Annotated in this window: 18 protein-coding genes and 1 pseudogene; 3 read left to right on the top strand and 16 right to left on the bottom strand. The window is 51.0% G+C overall.

All coding sequences use genetic code 11. The features are described 5' to 3' along the window. The 4 genes and pseudogenes from IPL17_RS16035 to iscX form a co-directional block, all read right to left on the bottom strand. Positions 1 to 1,103 (bottom strand): annotated as a pseudogene (locus IPL17_RS16035) (NADH-quinone oxidoreductase subunit D). Between the two features lie 7 nt (positions 1,104 to 1,110). Further along, entirely contained in the window at positions 1,111 to 1,623 is a 513-nt protein-coding gene (locus IPL17_RS16030; protein WP_345308086.1) for an NADH-quinone oxidoreductase subunit C, read from the bottom strand. Continuing rightward, a complete protein-coding gene (gene nuoB / locus IPL17_RS16025) occupies positions 1,581 to 2,369 on the bottom strand; it encodes an NADH-quinone oxidoreductase subunit NuoB (RefSeq protein ID WP_345308085.1) in 789 nt (262 codons plus the stop codon). Before nuoB ends, IPL17_RS16030 begins: the two co-directional genes overlap by 43 nt. Then, positions 2,359 to 2,568: a Fe-S cluster assembly protein IscX gene (gene iscX, locus IPL17_RS16020; RefSeq protein ID WP_345308084.1), complete on the bottom strand. Its 210-nt coding sequence runs from the start codon at positions 2,566 to 2,568 to the stop codon at positions 2,359 to 2,361. Before iscX ends, nuoB begins: the two co-directional genes overlap by 11 nt. 212 nt (positions 2,569 to 2,780) lie before the next feature. Here iscX and IPL17_RS16015 point away from each other — a divergent pair, with 212 nt between their 5' ends. Then, positions 2,781 to 3,365, top strand: coding sequence for a helix-turn-helix domain-containing protein (locus IPL17_RS16015; protein ID WP_345308083.1), 585 nt, complete (start codon positions 2,781 to 2,783; stop codon positions 3,363 to 3,365). 66 nt (positions 3,366 to 3,431) lie between these two features. Here IPL17_RS16015 and IPL17_RS16010 read toward each other — a convergent pair whose 3' ends face one another. The 9 genes from IPL17_RS16010 to IPL17_RS15970 form a co-directional block, all read right to left on the bottom strand. Continuing rightward, entirely contained in the window at positions 3,432 to 3,869 is a 438-nt protein-coding gene (locus IPL17_RS16010) for a cytidine/deoxycytidylate deaminase family protein (protein ID WP_345308082.1), read from the bottom strand. Positions 3,870 to 3,963: 94 nt separating this feature from the next. Continuing rightward, positions 3,964 to 5,811: a glutamine--fructose-6-phosphate transaminase (isomerizing) gene (gene glmS / locus IPL17_RS16005; protein ID WP_345308081.1), complete on the bottom strand. Its 1,848-nt coding sequence runs from the start codon at positions 5,809 to 5,811 to the stop codon at positions 3,964 to 3,966. Between the two features lie 479 nt (positions 5,812 to 6,290). After that, positions 6,291 to 8,036, bottom strand: a complete 1,746-nt coding sequence (locus tag IPL17_RS16000; RefSeq protein WP_345308080.1) for a TadE/TadG family type IV pilus assembly protein — start codon at positions 8,034 to 8,036, stop codon at positions 6,291 to 6,293. Between the two features lie 20 nt (positions 8,037 to 8,056). Beyond that, complete coding sequence (locus tag IPL17_RS15995) at positions 8,057 to 9,604, bottom strand: VWA domain-containing protein (protein ID WP_345308079.1); 1,548 nt, start codon at positions 9,602 to 9,604, stop codon at positions 8,057 to 8,059. 59 nt (positions 9,605 to 9,663) lie between these two features. Next, the gene (locus IPL17_RS15990) at positions 9,664 to 10,350 is read right to left on the bottom strand and encodes a TadE family protein (protein ID WP_345308078.1); all 687 of its coding nucleotides are present in this window, start codon (positions 10,348 to 10,350) and stop codon (positions 9,664 to 9,666) included. 316 nt (positions 10,351 to 10,666) lie between these two features. Next, positions 10,667 to 11,932 (bottom strand): pilus assembly protein TadG-related protein, encoded by a 1,266-nt coding sequence (locus IPL17_RS15985; RefSeq protein ID WP_345308077.1) that lies wholly within the window; start codon positions 11,930 to 11,932, stop codon positions 10,667 to 10,669. Then, complete coding sequence (locus tag IPL17_RS15980; protein ID WP_345308076.1) at positions 11,929 to 12,414, bottom strand: TadE/TadG family type IV pilus assembly protein; 486 nt, start codon at positions 12,412 to 12,414, stop codon at positions 11,929 to 11,931. The genes IPL17_RS15985 and IPL17_RS15980 overlap by 4 nt, the downstream gene beginning before the upstream one ends. A 16-nt stretch (positions 12,415 to 12,430) precedes the next feature. Beyond that, complete coding sequence (locus IPL17_RS15975) at positions 12,431 to 13,567, bottom strand: TadE/TadG family type IV pilus assembly protein (protein ID WP_345308075.1); 1,137 nt, start codon at positions 13,565 to 13,567, stop codon at positions 12,431 to 12,433. A gap of 28 nt (positions 13,568 to 13,595) precedes the next feature. Beyond that, complete coding sequence (locus IPL17_RS15970; protein WP_345308074.1) at positions 13,596 to 14,384, bottom strand: prepilin peptidase; 789 nt, start codon at positions 14,382 to 14,384, stop codon at positions 13,596 to 13,598. 122 nt (positions 14,385 to 14,506) lie between these two features. Here IPL17_RS15970 and murA point away from each other — a divergent pair, with 122 nt between their 5' ends. Then, positions 14,507 to 15,787, top strand: a complete 1,281-nt coding sequence (murA, locus tag IPL17_RS15965) for a UDP-N-acetylglucosamine 1-carboxyvinyltransferase (protein WP_345308073.1) — start codon at positions 14,507 to 14,509, stop codon at positions 15,785 to 15,787. 57 nt (positions 15,788 to 15,844) lie between these two features. On the opposite strand, the gene IPL17_RS15960 is transcribed toward murA, so the two are convergent. From IPL17_RS15960 to trxA, 3 genes are read right to left on the bottom strand one after another with little or no spacing between them, the layout of a single operon-like run. After that, positions 15,845 to 16,453 carry a hypothetical protein gene (locus IPL17_RS15960; RefSeq protein WP_345308072.1) on the bottom strand — a complete coding sequence of 203 codons (609 nt, stop codon included), beginning with the start codon at positions 16,451 to 16,453 and terminating at the stop codon, positions 15,845 to 15,847. 13 nt (positions 16,454 to 16,466) lie between these two features. Further along, the gene (locus IPL17_RS15955) at positions 16,467 to 17,207 is read right to left on the bottom strand and encodes a hypothetical protein (RefSeq protein WP_345308071.1); all 741 of its coding nucleotides are present in this window, start codon (positions 17,205 to 17,207) and stop codon (positions 16,467 to 16,469) included. Positions 17,208 to 17,228: 21 nt separating this feature from the next. Then, positions 17,229 to 17,570 (bottom strand): thioredoxin, encoded by a 342-nt coding sequence (gene trxA / locus IPL17_RS15950; RefSeq protein WP_345308088.1) that lies wholly within the window; start codon positions 17,568 to 17,570, stop codon positions 17,229 to 17,231. A 149-nt stretch (positions 17,571 to 17,719) separates the two neighbouring features. Between trxA and ftsY the strand changes: the two genes are divergently transcribed. Further along, entirely contained in the window at positions 17,720 to 18,631 is a 912-nt protein-coding gene (gene ftsY / locus IPL17_RS15945; RefSeq protein ID WP_345308070.1) for a signal recognition particle-docking protein FtsY, read from the top strand. Positions 18,632 to 18,634 lie beyond the last annotated feature (3 nt).

The following is an 18,634-nucleotide window of genomic DNA, read 5'->3' as shown; positions in this document are numbered from 1 at the left end:
TTAGCGATCCAACTCGCCCATGACGATATCGAGCATGGCAAGCAAGGCAACGAAGTCAGCAATCTTTGTGCCGCGGCACATACTTTCGACGCATTGAAGATTGACGAAGGATGCCGGGCGCACATGATAGCGATATGGATTTAGCTTGCCATTCGAAACCATATAGAAGCCTAATTCGCCTTTCGGTGACTCGATGCGGCCATACGCTTCACCTGCTGGGACCTGAACCTGGTACGCGGCTTTCTGCGAGTTGATCGGCCCTTGGGGATCTAGCTGATCGCCTGCTCCAGAATTCTGAGCGATTGTCTGATCTCATCAAAGCGGATCAGATAGTTATCCATCATGTCGCCATTGTGACGCACGGCCACATCGAAGTCGAAGCGGTCATAGATTGAATATGGGTCGGCGCGGCGCAGGTCATATGGAACACCAGTGGCGCGTAACACGGGACCTGTGACGGAGTATTTGATGGCGTCTTCTGCATTCAAGACATGGATGCCCTTCAAGCGCGCCACCAAAATTTCATTCTCGTTGAGGAAGCGTTCCATTTCATCGGTCTTGGCGGGCAGGCGGTCAAAGACCAGATCTTTGATCTTCTGCATCGCAAAATCAGGAATATCACGAACCACGCCGCCAAAGCGGAAATAGTTGCACATCATGCGCGCGCCTGAGACAGCTTCGAAAATGTCGAGCACCAGTTCGCGTTCTTCAAAGGCGTACAGTGAAGGCGTGTACATTGTGCCGAGATCGTTCATCAACATGCCGATGAAGATCAAGTGGTTCTGGATGCGGCTCAGTTCCGCCATGATCACGCGGATATATTCCGCGCGCTCGGCCACGGGGATCTTCATCAACTTTTCAACTGTGGTGCAGTAACCGAAGTTATTGCTCATCGAGTTGAAATAATCGAGGCGGTCGGTGTAGGGGATGTTCTGTAAATAGGTATTGCGCTCGCCGATCTTGTCGTGATTGCGGTGCAGGTAGCCCATGACAGGTTTGAGGCCGATAATGGTCTCTCCGTCCAATTGGACTGCCACGCGTAGCACGCCATGCGTGGACGGGTGATGCGGTCCCATGTTGACCACGATATGTTCGGTCTTCATGTTGCCGTCAACATCTTTCATGGTGTCGCGTTCGGCGACATGTAAAGATCTTCTTCCCGGTGACCTCATATTTTTCAGGGTCAAAGTCTTTGGGGAAATTCAGGTTATCGCGAAATGGATTTTTATTCTCTGCGAAAGTATGCTGCCCGTCAGGCCAGCGGCTCTTGAACGGCTTGACTTCCTCTTCAAAGAAGGGTTCTTTCCAATCCTTGCGGAGCGGATGGCCTTCAAAGCCTTCCCACATCAAAATGCGGCGCAGGTCGGGGTGACCCGTGAACTTGATGCCGTATAAATCCCAAGCTTCGCGTTCTTGAAAATCAACGCCAGGCCAGATCTCGATCAGGGAAGGGACCTCGATCGGGTCAACACGTTCCACCTGCACTCTAAAAATGAGTCCAGCACCGCCTGTTGTTTTGAAGGCGTGATAGACCATTTCCATTTTGTTTTCGGCGAGGTAGTCTACTGCGGTGGCGGCGGTCAATAAATCAAAGCCAAATTCGTCGCGGACGGCGGTTGCCACTTCGACGAGATTCTCTTTGTTGACGATGAAGCCTGTGTAGCCGGGGCGTGTATCAGTGCTGACAATGCCCGGGAAACGGGTGACCAGATCAACGGTCGTAGTGAGGCGCTGCCATTATGCACTCTCCTTTGAGCGGAAACTTGTTTAATTTCCGCATTTCGGCGCACATCGATCAAGTCGGGTCCGAGGATCGGCATGGGTACATAATTGCCATCCTTCTTCTCCTTGTTGTACCAGGTGACGCTCTTGATGGATTGCTTGTCGATCTTTTCCTGCAGTTTGATCATGCCCGCGATCAGCGCCTGCGGAGTGGGGGGGCAGCCGGGGATGTACACATCAACTGGCAGGAATTTATCAATACCAGCAACCACGTTATAGCCTTCCTTGAATGGACCACCGCTTGAAGCACATGCGCCCATCGCCACAACATATTTCGGCTCCGGCATCTGGTTGTACAAGCGAATAATTGAAGGAAGCATTTTCTTCGTCACCGTGCCGGAGACCAGCATCATGTCGGCCTGACGCGGGGTCGGGCGCATGACTTCCATGCCGAAGCGCGCCATATCGTAGCGCGCGGTTTGCGCCGCGATCATTTCGATGGCGCAGCACGCCAGACCGAACATCAACGGCCAGACGGATGAACGCCGTCCCCAGTTGTACAGGCGGTCCAGTGTTGTGATGGCTACAACATTTTGAATGTCTTCAGGAATGCTGTAGTTCGGTAAACTTAACTTTTCATTTTCCATGAATGTTCTCCTCGAACCAGTCTTGGTAGATTGCGTAAAGGATGTCATCGTTCACGAGCGCGAGGTCATCCTCAAATTCACTAAGTTGTATTGTCCACTGATAAATTTGCTGTAACGATACTTCTTCAATATTGATCTCAGGATGCTGACGGCGTAACTCTAAAGCGATCGCGTAGGTTGATTCCCAGTTTAAACTCATTTGGTATTTTCCATCACAAATGCGAATTATAGCAGGTGAGGGAGATAAGTCAACGGAATTATGCAAAAATATGTTTGCAAAAATAAAGAAGTGAGTATAATCACGGCTGCTGAATGACAAAATCCGCTTCTTTCGTAACTGATACTTGATTCTGCTTCGAGAGAAATATGCTCACTTGGATTGTGGACTTCCGCAATCCGTAAGGAATAATCATGATCACAGCCCGCCAAAAAGTTCTGGCTCACCTGAAAAAGACACGCGCCGCTTCTGCACGTGAGATCGCGCGCGCGCTGAAAATGTCCGCACCGAATGTCCGCCATCATCTTGGCATATTGACTTCCGATGGCCGCCTTGAAGTCACATCAGTTCATCAGCGCGGCGGACGCGGCAGACCTGAGAAAATGTATTCGCTGTCGCAATCTGCGTTGGGAGATAACCTGTCCGTTTTAGCGGATGCGTTGTTAAATGTCAAAGTCAATATGGAATCAATAGGGGAAAGCATTGCTCGATCACAGGGTCTGGTTGGATTTGCGAATCAGCCTATGCCAAAGCGATTGTCCTTGCTTGTCGATAAATTAAATGAGATGCATTATCAATCGCGTTGGGAGGCCGCCGCGGAAGGTCCACGGATTATTTTTGGGAGATGCCCGTTTGCAAAGATTATTGAAAACCACCCAGAGTTGTGCAAAATGGATTCTGCCATGCTGGAAATATCATTGGGAAGACCGATCGCGCAATTTACCAAAAGCGAATCAAGCGCGCGCGGATTATGTCCGTTTGTGTTTCGGGTCGGGTGAACCTGTAGGGGCGACCCATCTTGCGGAAGTCAGTCGATTGAATAAATAATGAAGGGTCGCCCTTACTTACGAATTAGGCAGGTTGAATTCTCTTTGCACCACTTCAATATTCGCTGCTTTAAGAAAATTCATCGCGTTTTCGTCTGTACGGTAGGCGGTGCTGTAAACGATGCGCGCGATGCCGGCATTGATCAATACCTTGGTGCAGTTGATACACGGCAAATGCGTCACATAACAGGTGGAGCCTTTGGTGGAGACTCCATGCAGCGCGGCTTGGATGATGGCATTTGTTTCCGCGTGGATCGTACGGACGCAATGTCCATCCACCATGAGATGCCCGATCTCGTCACAGTGATCCTGTCCGGCGGGCGAGCCGTTAAAGCCTGTCGTGAGAATACGTTTGTCAAGCACGATCACGCTGCCCACAAAGGCCCGGTCGCAGGTGCTTCGCTCCGAGACAGCGTATGCGATTTTCATGAAATAGGAATCCCAATCTGGGCGCATGCTTCCTCCGTATAATTATGTCGCTGCGAGGCCTTTCTTTGAGAAGCCTGCTAAAGGATTGCTTGTCGGGGGCACCCCCCTCCCAATGACATGTTTACTCCACTGTCACACTCTTTGCTAGATTTCTTGGCTGGTCAACATCCAGTCCGCGGATGGCGGCGATGTGATAGGCGAGTAACTGCAATGGGAGCACGGTCAGGATCGGGGAAAGCATCCATGGCGCTTCGGGAATCCACAGCACATGGTCGGCCATGCCTTTGACCAGTTCGTCGCCCTCAGTGGCAACCGCGATGACAATGCCGTCTCGCGCTTTCGCTTGTTGTATCTGTGAGATCATTTTCTCATGCCACGGGTCCTTGGGAGCGATGCACAGCACCGGCATCTCCTTGTCGATCAAGGCGATGGGACCATGTTTCATTTCTCCCGCAGGGTAGCCTTCCGCGTGGATGTAGGAAATCTCTTTGAGCTTTAGTGCGCCTTCATAAGCAATGGGCATGTTGATGCCGCGCCCAAGATAAAGGCAATCTTTTATATCTTTTAAGGCGTGCGCAACTTTTTCTACTTCCGGTTCTCTATCCAGAACACGCCCCGCGAGGTCAGGGACAAGCCGTAGGTCGGCGACTAAAGCCTTTCTCGTTTGGTCATCAATTGTGCCGCGCATATCTGCCAGCAGGATCGCGAGCATATATTGATCCACTAACGGCGCTGTAAATGCCTTGGTGGATGCCACGCCAATTTCAGGTCCCGTTTGCATCGCGATATATCCATTCGCCACGCGGATCGCCTGTGATCCGATTGCGTTGACGATGCTCCAGATGATGCCGCCTTTGCGCCGTCCTTCTTCCATGGCGGCCAGAGTATCTGCGGTTTCACCGGATTGAGAGATGGCCAGGATGACCGTGTTCTCATCCACGATCGGGTCGCTGTAGCGGAACTCGGAGCCGATCACTACTTCCACGGGGATGCGCGCGATCTTTTCGATCAGATACTTTCCGACCATGCCCGCGTATGCGGCGGTGCCGCAGGCGGTGATGTAGATGCGCTGAATTCGTTTCGCGAGTTCGGGTGTGAGATTTAGTTCAGGCAGGCGGATGCGGCCTTCTTTGAAGTCCACGCGGCCTGCGAGCGTATCCGTCAATGCGCGCACCTGTTCGTGGATTTCCTTTTGCATGAAGTGGCGGTATTCGCCTTTTTCAGCGGCGACCGCGTCCCAGGCGATGGTGTGGATTTCGGGTTTTACTTCCACGCCTTCGAGTGTTTCGATGCGCACGCTGTCGCGCGTGACGATCGCCATTTGGCGCGATTCCAAAAAGATCACTTTGCGGGTGTGTTCCAAAATGGCGGGGATGTCTGAGGCGATAAAGTTTTCGCCTTCGCCCAGCCCGATCACCACGCCGCCCGCGTTGCCGATGCGCGCGGTCACGATCTTATCCGGGTCATCCACCGACATGAGCAGGACCACGTTCGCGCCTTCGATCTGTTTGAAGGTACGCCGTGCGGCTTCCACAAAATCACCTTTCGCATCCGCGGCTTGATGATGCTCTGCCAGGTGCACGATGGTTTCCGTGTCGGTCTCTGAAAGAAAATTGACGCCCTCGGCGACCATTTCATCTTTGATCTCAAGGAAATTTTCCACGATGCCGTTATGCACTACGACGACTTTACCCGTGCTGCCGACATGCGGATGCGCATTGCGCGCGGAAGGCGCGCCGTGTGTTGCCCAGCGCGTATGACCGATGCCTGGCGCGCCGGTCAGCGGTGATTTGCCTACCAGGTCAATTAATTGCGACAACTTGCCCGCGTCTCTCCGCACTTCGATCTGGTTGCCATTAATGACAGCCACTCCAGCTGAGTCATAGCCGCGGTATTCAAGCCTCTTCAGGCCATTGAGGATGATCGACACCGCGTCACGCGGGCCGACATATCCGACGATTCCACACATAATAGGGAGTCCTCCGATTGTTTGATGGTTGTCATTGCGAGGGCGATGCACTTTCGCCCGAAGCAATCTCCACATGAATAGGGAGATTGCTTCGAGCGGAAAAGTACCGCTCTCGCAATGACGTGTTTGTGTTTTGCCGTCCATTGCCTTTTGACCGCGCGGTCACCCGCGGGTTTTGTTGGCAATATTTTCTTTGGAGGGAAAGAATGACGGGTATGGCGTACCCGAAGGGCTTCCGCTGATCGTTCGATTTTTTCTTGAGACCTGACAGGTTTCCAAAACCTGTCAGGTCTCAAGATTAACTCCATTTCGCAATGGAGAACCTTCTTCCTCGTCAACTTTAGCGAACGCTAAAGCCCATGCGCTGACTTTCCCAGTTATTTTATTTTTCGTTCAACCTCCTTTTTATGAATGCCGGGATTATACCGTAAAAAAACACCCGCCAAATTTTGGCGGGTGTTTTTTTACCTTTATTATTTTTACCCACTACATCCTTGGCCAATGCAGAAGGTGGGGGTGGGGGTGGGAGACACAGTAGGCGTGCTTGTTGGCACATTTGGCGTAGGCGTCCTGGTCTTGGTAAAGGTCGGCGTCGGCACGGTTGGTGTGAATGTGCGGGTCGGTGTGCGGGTCGGCGATGGCACGGTCGGCGTGAATGTGCGGGTTGGCGTGCGGGTCGGCGTTGGCACAGTGGCAGTCGGCGTCCTGGTCTTGGTGAAGGTCGGCGTCGGCACAGTGGCAGTCGGCGTCCTAGTGTTGGTGCGCGTTGGCGTCGGCACGGTCGGTGTGCGGGTTGGCGTCCGGCTAGGCGTGTTGGTGATTGTTGGCGTGCGGGTAATGGTCGGGGTGTTTGTAATGGTCGGGGTGTTGGTGATTGTTGGCGTGCGGGTAATGGTGGGCGTACGCGTAATGGTCGGTGTGCGGGTCGGCGTGCGGGTAATGGTCGCGGTGCGGGTTGGTGTGCGGGTTGCCAATGCATTTTCAATAGATTTTGTGCAGGTTCCTAAACCGCCAAGATCAAAAGTCAATTCCACTCCATAAGTGCCTATGAAATTCTTGTTATTAAAATCAGCGAACCAGTTTGCTGCGTTATTTCCGCTCAGGCTGATCGAAGGGGTTGCGGTGTTGTTTACCGGCGTATTCCAGCTGTTTGCCGTGGCGTAACGGGTTCCGTTAAATGAGGCTTCATTGAAATACATTGCGGTGGTCGTGTTGCCTGCTGGCACCGCGTAGGTTGTATCCCAGTCCAGGCTGGAACTTGTCAGGGAGACAGCCGCTGAATTATTATTGGTGACCGTCACCAAAAAGTCGTCAGAATTCCAGCGCGCGTTGCTAAGGATGATGTTCCCGCATATCGGCGCGGAAGTCGCGGTTGGTGTATTCGTGACCGTGGGCGTTCTGGTTGGTGTCCGTGTAAAAGTGGGGGTGCGGGTAATAGTAGGCGTGTTTGTATTTGCCAGGGTATTGGTTGCGGATGGGGTGGATGTATTGGTCGGGGTATCGGTGGGAGTAGGTGTAAATGTTTTTGTAGGTACAAATTCGCCTCCCGGAGGGTTGGGATTCCCGGCCGGCTGAACTACCTGCGCAATTTTGAAGGATTCATTGATTCCCGCGCGATATGATGCAAGATGGATCATATCAGGTACAACATAAAGGTTCGAAAAGATTGTTGGCAGGATAAAGGTAAAGTTATAGTCGGTAGCCACGAATATCTGCTGGCCCGGGTCGCCTGCGTTATCAAGACCTGGCGCGGTATTTCTCGTCCCATCTGAAGTACATTCTGCGTAAAAATCCCCAATGCGCATTTGAGGTCTGACAAAGTTGGTTTCGTTCGAGCATACGGTGATATTCAAATATTCGATGTCGCTTTGAGTGCCTACCGCATTCCCGTTTGTATGAAAGCCGACGATCATGCGGTTGGTTTCGTTAATGATGGATGGAAGTCTTGCATTTTTAATTTCAAGGTTTTCGCTGGCGCCGCCGCACGGGGTTCCGTCGCCGTCCAGATCCACGCAGCGCTCCAGGTCGTACGTGCCGGCTGTGGCATAGCGGATGCCGAAACGGGTGGAGTTTTCAATGATCAGCCAGGCGTAGAACAAGCGCCCAAACTCCAATATCCCGACGATGGTCAGCATCAAGATCGGCAGGATCAGCGCAAATTCGACCATACCTTGCGCTTTCCTGGACCTGCGTTTCCCATTTTTTTGTGGAGAGAGTGTATTCATACGATTTCCTTTGGTCAGGATCATTGCGAGATCTTGGTGGCGATGTTCTTGGCAATTCTATCAAAAATATCTGCGAGTGCCAGATTGTTTGGTGCATAAAAGTATTGGCCGTGGTTAATAACAGGAGTGGTTATTGGAGTTGCGCAATCATCAGGAGAGGCTTCGCCGGCGCATGCGGCAATATACATAAGCAAGTCTTCGGCTGGGGGGATTTTTGTTACTCCATCCGGATAATAATCATCGCTGTAGGTGGTATTCTTGATTGCAGCGCCCAACCCGATAGTAAAGATGGTTACTCCCTCGCCTGAGATCGTTGTTGCTAGATCATCTGCCATGTCGCGCGCATAGTCATCAGGGTCGTAAAGAGAAATATTGATGGTGGTATGGTCGTTATCGGGTATAGGCAATGGATTATCGTAGGCCACTAATGGGTCATCGGAAGCGTGACGTACTGTGGGTTGGCGATCACGGCACCAAGGTAGTCTTTGCCAGGTATTTGGTGGACAAAAACCATTAGGATGAAGTTCAGTTGCGTCGGTTGCGTTCGCGGGACCGCCGATTAAACTAACCACTACCCAAAATGCATCTAGGCGGGTGTGGGCAGGATCTTCTGTAAATGCAACTCTTGCCAATTTTAATGCACCACCAATGTTGCTGGATGGACAGGAGGATGGGTCACGGGTTGCCGGGTCCGGGTTGGTTTCGTATATTTCACAAACCTCTCCCAGAAAAATTCCATTTGGGTCATAAAATAGACAGGAACCCTCTGTAGGGTTGTTCCAATCACAATTCCGCGGTTCAAAGACCTGGATGCTATTAATGGCATCTACAATATCTGCCTTGTTTGAAGTTAAGGGCAGTACTTCAACTGGATCCCGGTCAGAAGGGCTGGTCATTGTTACGACTGCTACCCGGTCATAAGGAAAGTAGAGTGTGTCCAGAAAGTCGAGGGCTGTGTCTTTCACAACCCGCATGGGTTGACATGTATTGGTAGGATTGCATGTACTTGGATCGTTGCCGCCCGGGCTGGCGGATGTCTCGTAAGCCATGGAGCCGGAATTATCGATCACAACCACCATATCGATCGTGGCCGCCTCGCCGACGGCGTTGGCGGTAACCGTGGTTTGATTAATTCCGATCACCCTTAAAAAACCAAAATGAACTGTTTTGGATGCGATCACCTCAACCAATTTACGGTTATCGTTGGGGTTATTTACTGGGTCAGGGTTGCAAAGAGCCGGCCTGTCTCCCTCAGGGCTTTCGCATGAGTGAACGATCACACTGTCTTCCACGATGTCGGAGGATTGGTTGAGCTGCAGAAAGTTGATCGCGGCATTTTCCAGCGCGCTCTGGTCGAGCACATTTCCACTCAAACGATATTGCTGCGCGGCAGCCACTGCGGCGGCGTCCACTCCGCGTTTGAGTTTGCCGTATTCGATCAATAAGATGCCGGTATCTGTGACCAGTCCAACCATCGCGACCAGCCCCACAATGGCAAAAGCGATCAGGATGATCGCCTGGCCGCGTTCGGATTGATTTAGTATTTTTTCAAAACGTTGTTTGATCATTTTTTACGCCTGTTAATTCGGAGTGCAAACTTTCTGGATGTTCTTTATGAATAAATGGGCTACGGTTTTGCCGCGACCAAAGGCATGATTGTGGAGGCGTGTAACATGACGGGGTCTGCGTCTGACATGAAGGCTTCGACCCAGGGCAGTTTCAATACGCCTTCATATCCAAAAAATACTTCCACGATCAGGATGCCGGTTTCCACGGGCACCGTGCTGTTTTGGGTCATAAAATCTTCGATATCTGTATCTGTATATCCTGAGTCGTGATTGCCATAATAGCTAAAGAATAGCGACCCTTCCGGGAATCTTTCGATCAATGAGATGGTGTCCGTTGCCGTATCCACATTGACGCGTAGCACAGAAATAACGACATCGTCGCGTGTCTGGTCCATCACCATTTGGCGCGCCTCGGGGTCGGATGGCGGGGCGAGTGAATCAACCACAGCCTGCGCGCAATACGGGGAAAAAGCCACGTTGTCTACGATCGTATTTGTGATCGGGTCCAGTTGGAATGGGTTTCCGTTACTGCATAAACGTGCCGCCTGACGGGTCGCGTCAAGTAAGGATAAGTACGAATTTAGCATGAACCCAAATTCAACCATTCCTGTAAAAAGCATTAATAAAATTGGCAGCAAAAGACCAAATTCCACCAGGCTTTGCCCGCTGGATTTGCGCTTTTTCGCCGGCTGGCGCAACTCCTTTTTTCTAAATATTGAAAATACTTTTTGAAGTATTTTGCGCATACATCTTCCTTTTTATTACACCTTATCAAGCCAGGTAATCCGACATCTGTACTGTACTGGAGTGTCAGGGCGAATGATTGACTGGCGTGTGTACAGGTGGATTAAATCTGGCGAAAAACGACCTATTTTCAATAATATTATAATTCATTATATAACAATCCCATTGCAGTAAGAAACTTCATGTCCGCCTAATCGCTTACAAAGATGAAAGAATTCAGTTAACAGCTGATAAATAAATTGAGCGGCAAACAAATTTGTTTGCCGCTCTTTTCTCCTGTGTTCTTTGTGGTGAAAATGCCAAGATCATAAAGGCAGGTCATTGGCTGAGGATAACCTCAGGCATTTTATACGCGTCATAGTTCTGGTCGTCAATATATTTAATAACGGTATTGCTTTGCCCATCCACCTCGATCGTGTATCCGATGATCTGGCTGTGGTACCCGTAATCTGAATCGCCCCCGTTGATCCGGATCGGCGCGCCGGGCGCAAAAATGGTCCCCTGATATGTGGATTCCAAATTGCCGCTTAAGGATACGATGTTTTTGTTGTCTATCGGCAGGTACATCAGCAGTCCTTTATGTGTCCCGCTTTTTGGCGCACTTAACTGTACTTCTGCATTTCCGCTAATCGCCACCTTTCCATGTTCGATCAGCAGGACCACATTATCGCCGAATAAGCGCTGCCCGCCGTCCACAATCAGATCTCCATTGATGCAGTAAACGCCGTTTTCCAGATTGTTCACCCCGTCGGGCGGGAATATATCCTCATCCCAATTACCGGGCGTCATGTTGCCGGTTTCCAGGTCCGCTTCAGCCATTTGATTTCCGCACCCGACCTTGGGCATTTGGATCGCCGGCGGATAGGGCATGGGAATGGCGCCGGTTTGCATCGGATAAGGAGTGATCAGTTTTGGCTTTTGCACCTGCGCGCCGCCAACCACTGTAAAGGGGCTGTCATCCCGAATGCGCACACTGCCGCTTCCGAATTGGATGAAGGCGCAATTGGGATTGTCCGAATTTACGAACAATCCTCCTCCCTCAAGGTTGATCGTGGCTTCTCCGTGGATCCAAAAGGATATTTTTTGATCGCACTTGCTGTGCGGTGCAAGGCTGACTAGCGCGTAGCCGTCAAACATTTGTCCATACTCGGCTGGCTTGGATTGCGAAACCGCCTGAACCACATTGTTGATCTGCGGGACTCCGATCACAGGTCCAAAGTAGGTTTTCAGATGAGATGTGATGATCACTTCGATGTATTCCGCGTTCCCGACAAAAGGACCGTTCAAAGGGGGGGTGTTCAATTCAACGGTGTTTGAAATGCCGTTATTGTCATATCCATTGGCTCGGGCGGCTGCCAGCGCTGCGCTCCTCCAGTCTCCGCCTTCAATACGGGTGATCGAGGCGGTCAGGGCGGCAGCAGACGCGGCGGACTCTGCCCTGCGGCGGTCAACAAAAGCGTTCCCCCCGTCAATGGCCAGGGCTGACATGCCCATCAATCCGAGGATCGAAAACACAATGATGATCAGCGCTTGTCCGCGTTCGTGCTTTTTTGGGGCGAGAAAATTGATGAATGGATTTTTCATGGGCATGCGGGTTGCAGGATGATATTCGTCGCGCTGCCGGTCAGCGCGATCGTATCCGAGCCGACCAATCGTCCTGCGAATGGCATGATGAAAGGGTATTGATAGGTTACATTGACCTGCAGGCTGTTGGCTGATCCATTTGTGATGCCCTGACATGCGTCGCCAATTGCTTTTATGCTGACCTTGATTAGCGCTTTATCCCTTAGATTCAGCGGCGAGGAGAAAACGCCTTCCTCTTCGCCGCGCGGTGAAATGTTGCGGGCACGGTTTTCGATCTCTTTTTTATTGGCCGGGTTGAACGAACCGTAGAACGCGCCTTCCTGGGCTGCGTCTCGCAATATTGAATATGAAAATATCGCCATGCCAAAATCCACTGTGCCGATCAACAACAGGATAATGACCGGCAGGCTGACAGCCAGCTCGACCAGACTTTGACCGCGTTTACCTCGAACAAACCCAGGCTTTCTTTTTTGTGCAGACATTCGGGACCGCGTTGCGTTAATTTCTCGAGTCCACAGGGTAGTTCGTGCAGCCTGGCGTGGAAATATTGATGACGATCCTTTCAGTTCCATCCGTCAGATCATAGCTCTGATTGAAAAGGAAGCGGATCGTGGATTCGCCGATCGGAATGAATGGATAGAACGCTGTGATATATGCGGAAGGCGTTTGGATATCGCCATCCCATATTTGGGAATCCAGCGTAATCTGCCTGAGCCGCAGGGTTGGATCGTCGCCGTTCTTGTGACCCGTGTCATGGTTCCATTCAAGATATATTTGCGCGGTCGAAAGTCTGTGGCCGCTGTTGTTGATGATGTCCATTTCCATATAGCTTCTTGTAATGAAGAGCGGTCCGTGACTCACGCCGCTCAGACCCGTACAACTGATTGGTGTCGGGGTTATGCTGGCGGTCTGGGTCGGAAGCGGTGTATTGGATGGGTACAAGGTTGATGTTGGCGGCAGGGTATTTGCCGGGGTTACGTTTACCTGTGTGCTGCCCGACGATGGAATAAACGTGGAAGTAAAGGATGGCAGGATGGTCGGGACATCTGTAAAAGAGATGCTTGTCGGAGTTCTTGATGGGGTGCTGGTTTCTGCGGAAAATCCGCTTGGCAGGGCCGAACCAACGATTGGGATGGAGATCAAAAATGTGCGTGCGCTGGCCGAAACGACCTTGATCGGTTTAATTGGAATGATCGTGAGGATCGGTTGGTAGTTTGCCGATACCCGCACAATAATGCGGTCTCCATTGCGGATGATATCGTCTTCAATCGGGCAGGCATCAGATTCCGGGTTGGGGTCAACGTTTGCGATCGGGATTTGCGTTCCATTTTGGTTGACGCCGCGGTCATAGGTAATGTTAACTTCGTCAAAATCGACAACGTAGGCGGACTTGTCAGCGACCTCACGGATCGCGTCACAGTCTTGATAAAAAGCTACGTTATTAATTTCACCGGCCCCGGATCCAAATCTCGCCGCCTGCCGTGATGCGTTGGCTACGGATGAGAAAATAAAGACCAGACGCGCCACTTCGATCGTGCCATAGATCAGCAGGATTAAAAGCGGTAACGCCAGCATGAATTCCAGCATTGCCTGCGCGCGATTTTTTTTGTACTGGGTTTTTGTGTATGCTTTCATTATTTTTGGCCTTATAGTGTTCAGTGGTTTATCCGGGGAGCATCATCTGGACAAACTTTGAAAAAAAGATGATCAGGAACGCGCTCATGATGAAGTATGGACCGTACGGAATAAAGAGCATCAATGCGTTCTTTCCATATTTGCGCGTGACCACCAGCCACAGGATGAGCATTAAGCTAAAAAAGCCGCCAAGCAAAATGCCGAGTAGTAATCCAAACCAGATCAACGGCCACCCAAGCATCAGACCAAGAATGGTGGCGAGGATCACATCACCCGCTCCGAGAGCCTCTTCGTCATCCGTCTCTTGCCCAAGGGCGAGCATGCGCTTTGTTCTGATCCGCGCGAACAAAACGCCAAAATAATAAAAACCAAGCATGATCAATAAGCCGCCCAATCCGCCCAGGAGGGTTGCCTTAACTCCATGAGAAACCGTGCCGACGATCAGGCCGAGCACGACGCCGAAGATGCTGGTTGGGTGCAGGATCAGGCGTTGTTCCATATCGATCACGAAAACCGTTCCAAAATAGGTCAGCAGAATTATTCCGAGCAGGTATTCTATTTTTGAAGGCGGGTTCATCCATGTGTTTATGCTTACGGCAGGCATCACGACCAGGACGATCCACAGTCGCGCTTTTCGGGAATGTCCATTCTGACACGGGCGTAAAGAAAAATAATCTCTCCACGAAAATATCGCGTCACATTGCGGGCAGGTGGGCTGGCTGAATCTCCGCGTGACCGGCAAAACATCAGCAAGGTAATTTATAACGCATCCCGCGATGCATCCGAGTAAAATGGGCACGATGATCATTATGGACATCTATAATCATTATAATTCGAATTGCGGGCGCTATGCAAAGGCCGTTGACGTGCAAGTCAACTGTAATGTTCTATGCGATTTAATAAAACTGCCTTACAATTTCGAAAGTTTAAGGAGATGCTATGGAAGAATTCGTTGTGGAAGGCGGTTATCCGCTGCGGGGTGAGGTGACACCTTCGGGAAATAAAAATGCGGCACTGCCTTTGTTGGCCGCCTGCTTATTGACAGAGGAGCCGGTTGTGCTTCGTAACGTGCCGCAGATCCGGGACGTGCTTGCGATGCGAAAACTGATCGAAAGCCTCGGCGCGCAAGTTGAAGAATTGGATGGCAATACCTGGCGCATCACAACCCGGGAATTAACCGCCTCTCATCTCGACCCCGACCTTTGCCGACGCATTCGTGCTTCGATTCTGATCGCAGGGCCGGTTCTGGCACGTTCTCACGGTCTCCGCCTGCCTCCCCCCGGCGGTGATGTGATCGGACGCCGCCGCTTGGATACGCATATTTTTGCATTGCGTGCCTTGGGCGCGAAAATTAGTTACGATCGGGTCTTTGATATTGAGGCGAATCAATTGCATGGAGCGGATATTTTGCTGGACGAAGCCAGTGTCACCGCAACTGAGAACGCCATTATGGCGGCGGTGCTTGCCAAAGGCGAAACCAGGATCCGCAATGCCGCCTCCGAGCCTCATGTTCAGGAAGTCTGCCGTTTTCTAAATATTCTCGGGGCGAAAATTGAAGGCATTGGCTCCAACACTTTGCATATTTCAGGGGTTTCCCGCCTGTCGGGCGGAGAATTTACCATCGGACCGGACCTGCTTGAGGTGGTCAGCTATATCGGGGCGGCAGTTGTCACGCGTGGAGAAATTCGCATCCGCGATGCCGGGGTTGAGCATCTCGAAATGGTTGGGCAGGTATTCCACCGGCTTGGAGTGCACTGGCAAGTGGATGGCAAGGACCTGATCGTGCCATCAGATCAGGAGCTTGTGATCGCGTCAGACTTGGATGGCGCTGTGCCTGAAGTCAAAACAAATGTTTGGCCTGCATTTCCAACCGATTTGACCAGTATCGCCATAACCGTGGCAACGCAGGCGGTTGGCTCCGTGCTTTTTCATGATTGGATGTTTTCAGGACGTATGTATTTTACAGATAAACTTGTGGGCATGGGCGCCCGTATCATCTTGTGTGATCCGTATCGAGTTTTGATTCAGGGTCGCACGCAGCTGTACGGCGAAAAACTTGAAAGCCCTGATATTCGGGCAGGTATGGCATTGGTACTGGCTGCGCTGGCCGCAAAGGGAACTTCCAAGATAAGAAATATTAGTCAGATCGAACGTGGGTACGAACGTGTGGACGAGAAATTAAGAATGCTTGGGGCGAAAATTAAACGGGAAGTTGAATAAAGTTAAAAAAAAAAGAAGCCTTTTTCTGAGGCTTCTTTTTTTATCCAAGGTATTGACTTACGGAGCAACAATTACTTCTTTTTGAATTACAACTCTTAATAGATCATCTTCGCCAACGCGGTTTACAAAATTACCTGACGCGTTACCAGTATTTCCGTTACTGTATGTTATCCATGCGTAGGCAAAATACGCGCCTTTGGGCAGGGAAATAACAAGCCTCTCATTTTTACCCATTGTGTAACTTACGCTACCGCATTCAGCGTGCGCGTTCGGTGTGTACATGTTCAGGGATAAGGTGAGCGTGCCGCCGCTTTCGTTTTCAAAGCGTAATTTTGATTGAGGGCCTGCCGCTCCTATGTCTAAAGGTTTCACACAGTTATCCGCTCCGCTGGCAGCCGTTGCTGTTGGCAGGGCTAAAGGTGTGAGTTCTAGGGTCGGGGCGGGTAAAGCGGTAAAAGTTGGCAGAGGGGTTGGGCTTGGAATTTCTGTGGGAGGGATTGCCGTTGCCGTTGGGATGGCCAACTGTGTCATGGCGACCATCGTCCATGCGGAAGATACCGCTGTCCCTTCAACTTCTGCGGGCGCCAATGTGGGCGTACCCTGTGGCCCGCAGGCTGCCAGGAAAATTGTCAATACGAGTATCAAAGGGAAAACTTTTTTAAACATTTTCATCTCCATTTTATTGTTCCAAATTAATGATCTTTACTTGATCCTTATAAATAACGAGCTCTAGTTCTTGAGATTTGTCCAGCGCGAAATTTCCAACGATCTTGTTGCCGCCCACCCAGAGGACATAGACATATTTTCCGGCGGGGGCGTTTGTCCGAATTTTGCTCTTGACTGGATATTCAATGATGGTCTCATATCCATCGCTGGTGGTGCATTGCAGGGAAATATAGGCCTCTGCTTTGGATAGATTTAGCAGCGTAATTTTTCCGGCGGGCAGGGCCGGCGGCATTGTCCCGTGGATCAATGGCTGCGCCGTGCCTGTTGATGTGGCGGTAATTGCGGGTATCGTTGTCGTGCCGTTGGAAACGATCACCATGCCGACGTACGTTACTGCGGTTGGCGGGATGGCAGCCGTCGTGACCGTAGCCGTTGCTGCCGCTGTTGTCGCTGAAGCGGGAATTTGCGTTGCAGATGGTGCCGTTGTTTCTGTTGGGACGGAAACGGTCGCAGTGTTTGTGGGCGTGTTTACGATCGGCGTGCCGCTTGGAATAACTGTTTCTGTTGGCGGGACAAGCGTTGGCGTAAAAAGAAGCTCAGGCGCTTGATCTGCTCGGGCTGTAGCCGTCAATTCCAGATCTCGCACTGTAATAAGTGGAGATACGTCTGTTGGGTTAGGTTGAAGAACTGTGGGCACTTTGCAGGCGCCGCCGATTAAGCCAATGAGGGCAACAAGCAAAAGCATCCTTTTCATCACCAACTCCTTTTCCGGGGTTTAGTTCTGGTTGATTACATCCATGAATTGATTGACAACTTCCCTCAACATCCGTTCTGGGAGTGCGCCGGTTTGGCGGTGAACAACCTTGCCGCCGGAAACAAATAACAGGGTGGGAATCCCTTGAATGCCAAATTTTTGCATCCATTCGGCGTGGTCGTCCGTGTTGATCTTCGCCACAATGAGTTTGCCTTCCTGTTCCTTTGCAAGTTTTTCAAGCGTGGGTGCGATCATTTTACATGGTCCGCACCAGGGTGCCCAAAAATCCACGATTACTGGTAGTGACGATTGCATCACATCTTTTTCAAAACTTTCATCCGAAATATGAATAGGTTCTCCAATCATTTCTTTGATCCTTTTCTAAGTATGGTGATTTGCAAAAAAGAAACTTGCTCTTTTATGCTTTAGGTGTCTAATGGCAGTTAACTTAGCCAAAAAAGTATAACATAATTTCCCTGATGCATTGTGGCCGTAGGGTATAATCGCGCGTCATGGCTAATTTATTTTCTCGATGGAAGGACGGACTCTCCCGCTCCAGTAAAGCGGCGTTTGGTCAGATCGCTTCGATTCTTGGCGCTTCTGAAATTACTCAAGAAACCTGGGATGATCTTGAAACGCTGCTGATTCAGGCGGACATGGGGATCGAAACTGCGGCCTCCGTTTTGGAGTCTCTCAAGCGTATCCAGCGGACCGAGGGTCTGATCCGGGCTAACGAGCTTTTTGCGGCCCTTCGAACGGAATTGCGCGCGCGCCTCGAATCTCCGCCCGTTCTAAAATTAGATTACAAGCCTGCCGTTATTTTGGTTGTCGGCGTGAACGGCTCAGGCAAGACGACCACCATTGCGAAACTTGTTTCACACTTTCAATCTGAAGACAGGAAGATCCTGCTCGGCGCCGCCGACACCTTTCGTGCTGCGGCGATGGATCAGCTACAGGTTTGGGGTGACAGGCTAAAGGTCGAAGTGATCGTAGGCGCGTCGGAGAGCGACCCCGGCGCAGTGGCGTTCAATGCGGTTCAGGCTGGCGTAGCCCGCGGTATGGACATCGTCTTGATCGATACTGCGGGACGTTTGCATACGCGTTTCAATTTGATGGAAGAATTAAAAAAGGTCAACCGGGTTGTTGGCAAGGCGCTCGTTGGCGCTCCGCACGAAGTTTGGCTGGTGCTGGATGCCACGATAGGACAAAATGCTTTGCAGCAGGCGCGTTCATTTAAGGATGCGGTTCATGTAACCGGTGTGATCTTGTCCAAGCTTGATTCTTCTGCGCGCGGTGGAATGGCGTTTGCCATTCAACGCGAGCTGGGCTTGCCGATTCTTTTCGCCGGCTTGGGTGAAAAGCCCGAGGATTTACAGCCGTTTGACCCCGACGCTTTTATTGACGGAATTTTGTCCAACGCATAGGAG

Source organism: Candidatus Villigracilis saccharophilus, assembly GCF_016711665.1.
Note: the sequence above shows the minus strand (reverse complement) of the source record. Positions and strands in the feature narration are given on the sequence as shown.

Bases quoted from the DNA above. Each gene is read 5' to 3' on its own strand.
- nuoB (WP_345308085.1), bottom strand. From the start codon at position 2,369: ATGGAAAATGAAAAGTTAAGTTTACCGAACTACAGCATTCCTGAAGAC.
- iscX (WP_345308084.1), bottom strand. From the start codon at position 2,568: ATGAGTTTAAACTGGGAATCAACCTACGCGATCGCTTTAGAGTTACGC.
- IPL17_RS16015 (WP_345308083.1), top strand. From the start codon at position 2,781: ATGATCACAGCCCGCCAAAAAGTTCTGGCTCACCTGAAAAAGACACGC.
- IPL17_RS16010 (WP_345308082.1), bottom strand. From the start codon at position 3,869: ATGCGCCCAGATTGGGATTCCTATTTCATGAAAATCGCATACGCTGTC.
- glmS (WP_345308081.1), bottom strand. From the start codon at position 5,811: ATGTGTGGAATCGTCGGATATGTCGGCCCGCGTGACGCGGTGTCGATC.
- IPL17_RS16000 (WP_345308080.1), bottom strand. From the start codon at position 8,036: ATGAATACACTCTCTCCACAAAAAAATGGGAAACGCAGGTCCAGGAAA.
- IPL17_RS15995 (WP_345308079.1), bottom strand. From the start codon at position 9,604: ATGATCAAACAACGTTTTGAAAAAATACTAAATCAATCCGAACGCGGC.
- IPL17_RS15990 (WP_345308078.1), bottom strand. From the start codon at position 10,350: ATGCGCAAAATACTTCAAAAAGTATTTTCAATATTTAGAAAAAAGGAG.
- IPL17_RS15985 (WP_345308077.1), bottom strand. From the start codon at position 11,932: ATGAAAAATCCATTCATCAATTTTCTCGCCCCAAAAAAGCACGAACGC.
- IPL17_RS15980 (WP_345308076.1), bottom strand. From the start codon at position 12,414: ATGTCTGCACAAAAAAGAAAGCCTGGGTTTGTTCGAGGTAAACGCGGT.
- IPL17_RS15975 (WP_345308075.1), bottom strand. From the start codon at position 13,567: ATGAAAGCATACACAAAAACCCAGTACAAAAAAAATCGCGCGCAGGCA.
- IPL17_RS15970 (WP_345308074.1), bottom strand. From the start codon at position 14,384: ATGTCCATAATGATCATCGTGCCCATTTTACTCGGATGCATCGCGGGA.
- murA (WP_345308073.1), top strand. From the start codon at position 14,507: ATGGAAGAATTCGTTGTGGAAGGCGGTTATCCGCTGCGGGGTGAGGTG.
- IPL17_RS15960 (WP_345308072.1), bottom strand. From the start codon at position 16,453: ATGTTTAAAAAAGTTTTCCCTTTGATACTCGTATTGACAATTTTCCTG.
- IPL17_RS15955 (WP_345308071.1), bottom strand. From the start codon at position 17,207: ATGAAAAGGATGCTTTTGCTTGTTGCCCTCATTGGCTTAATCGGCGGC.
- ftsY (WP_345308070.1), top strand. From the start codon at position 17,720: ATGGCTAATTTATTTTCTCGATGGAAGGACGGACTCTCCCGCTCCAGT.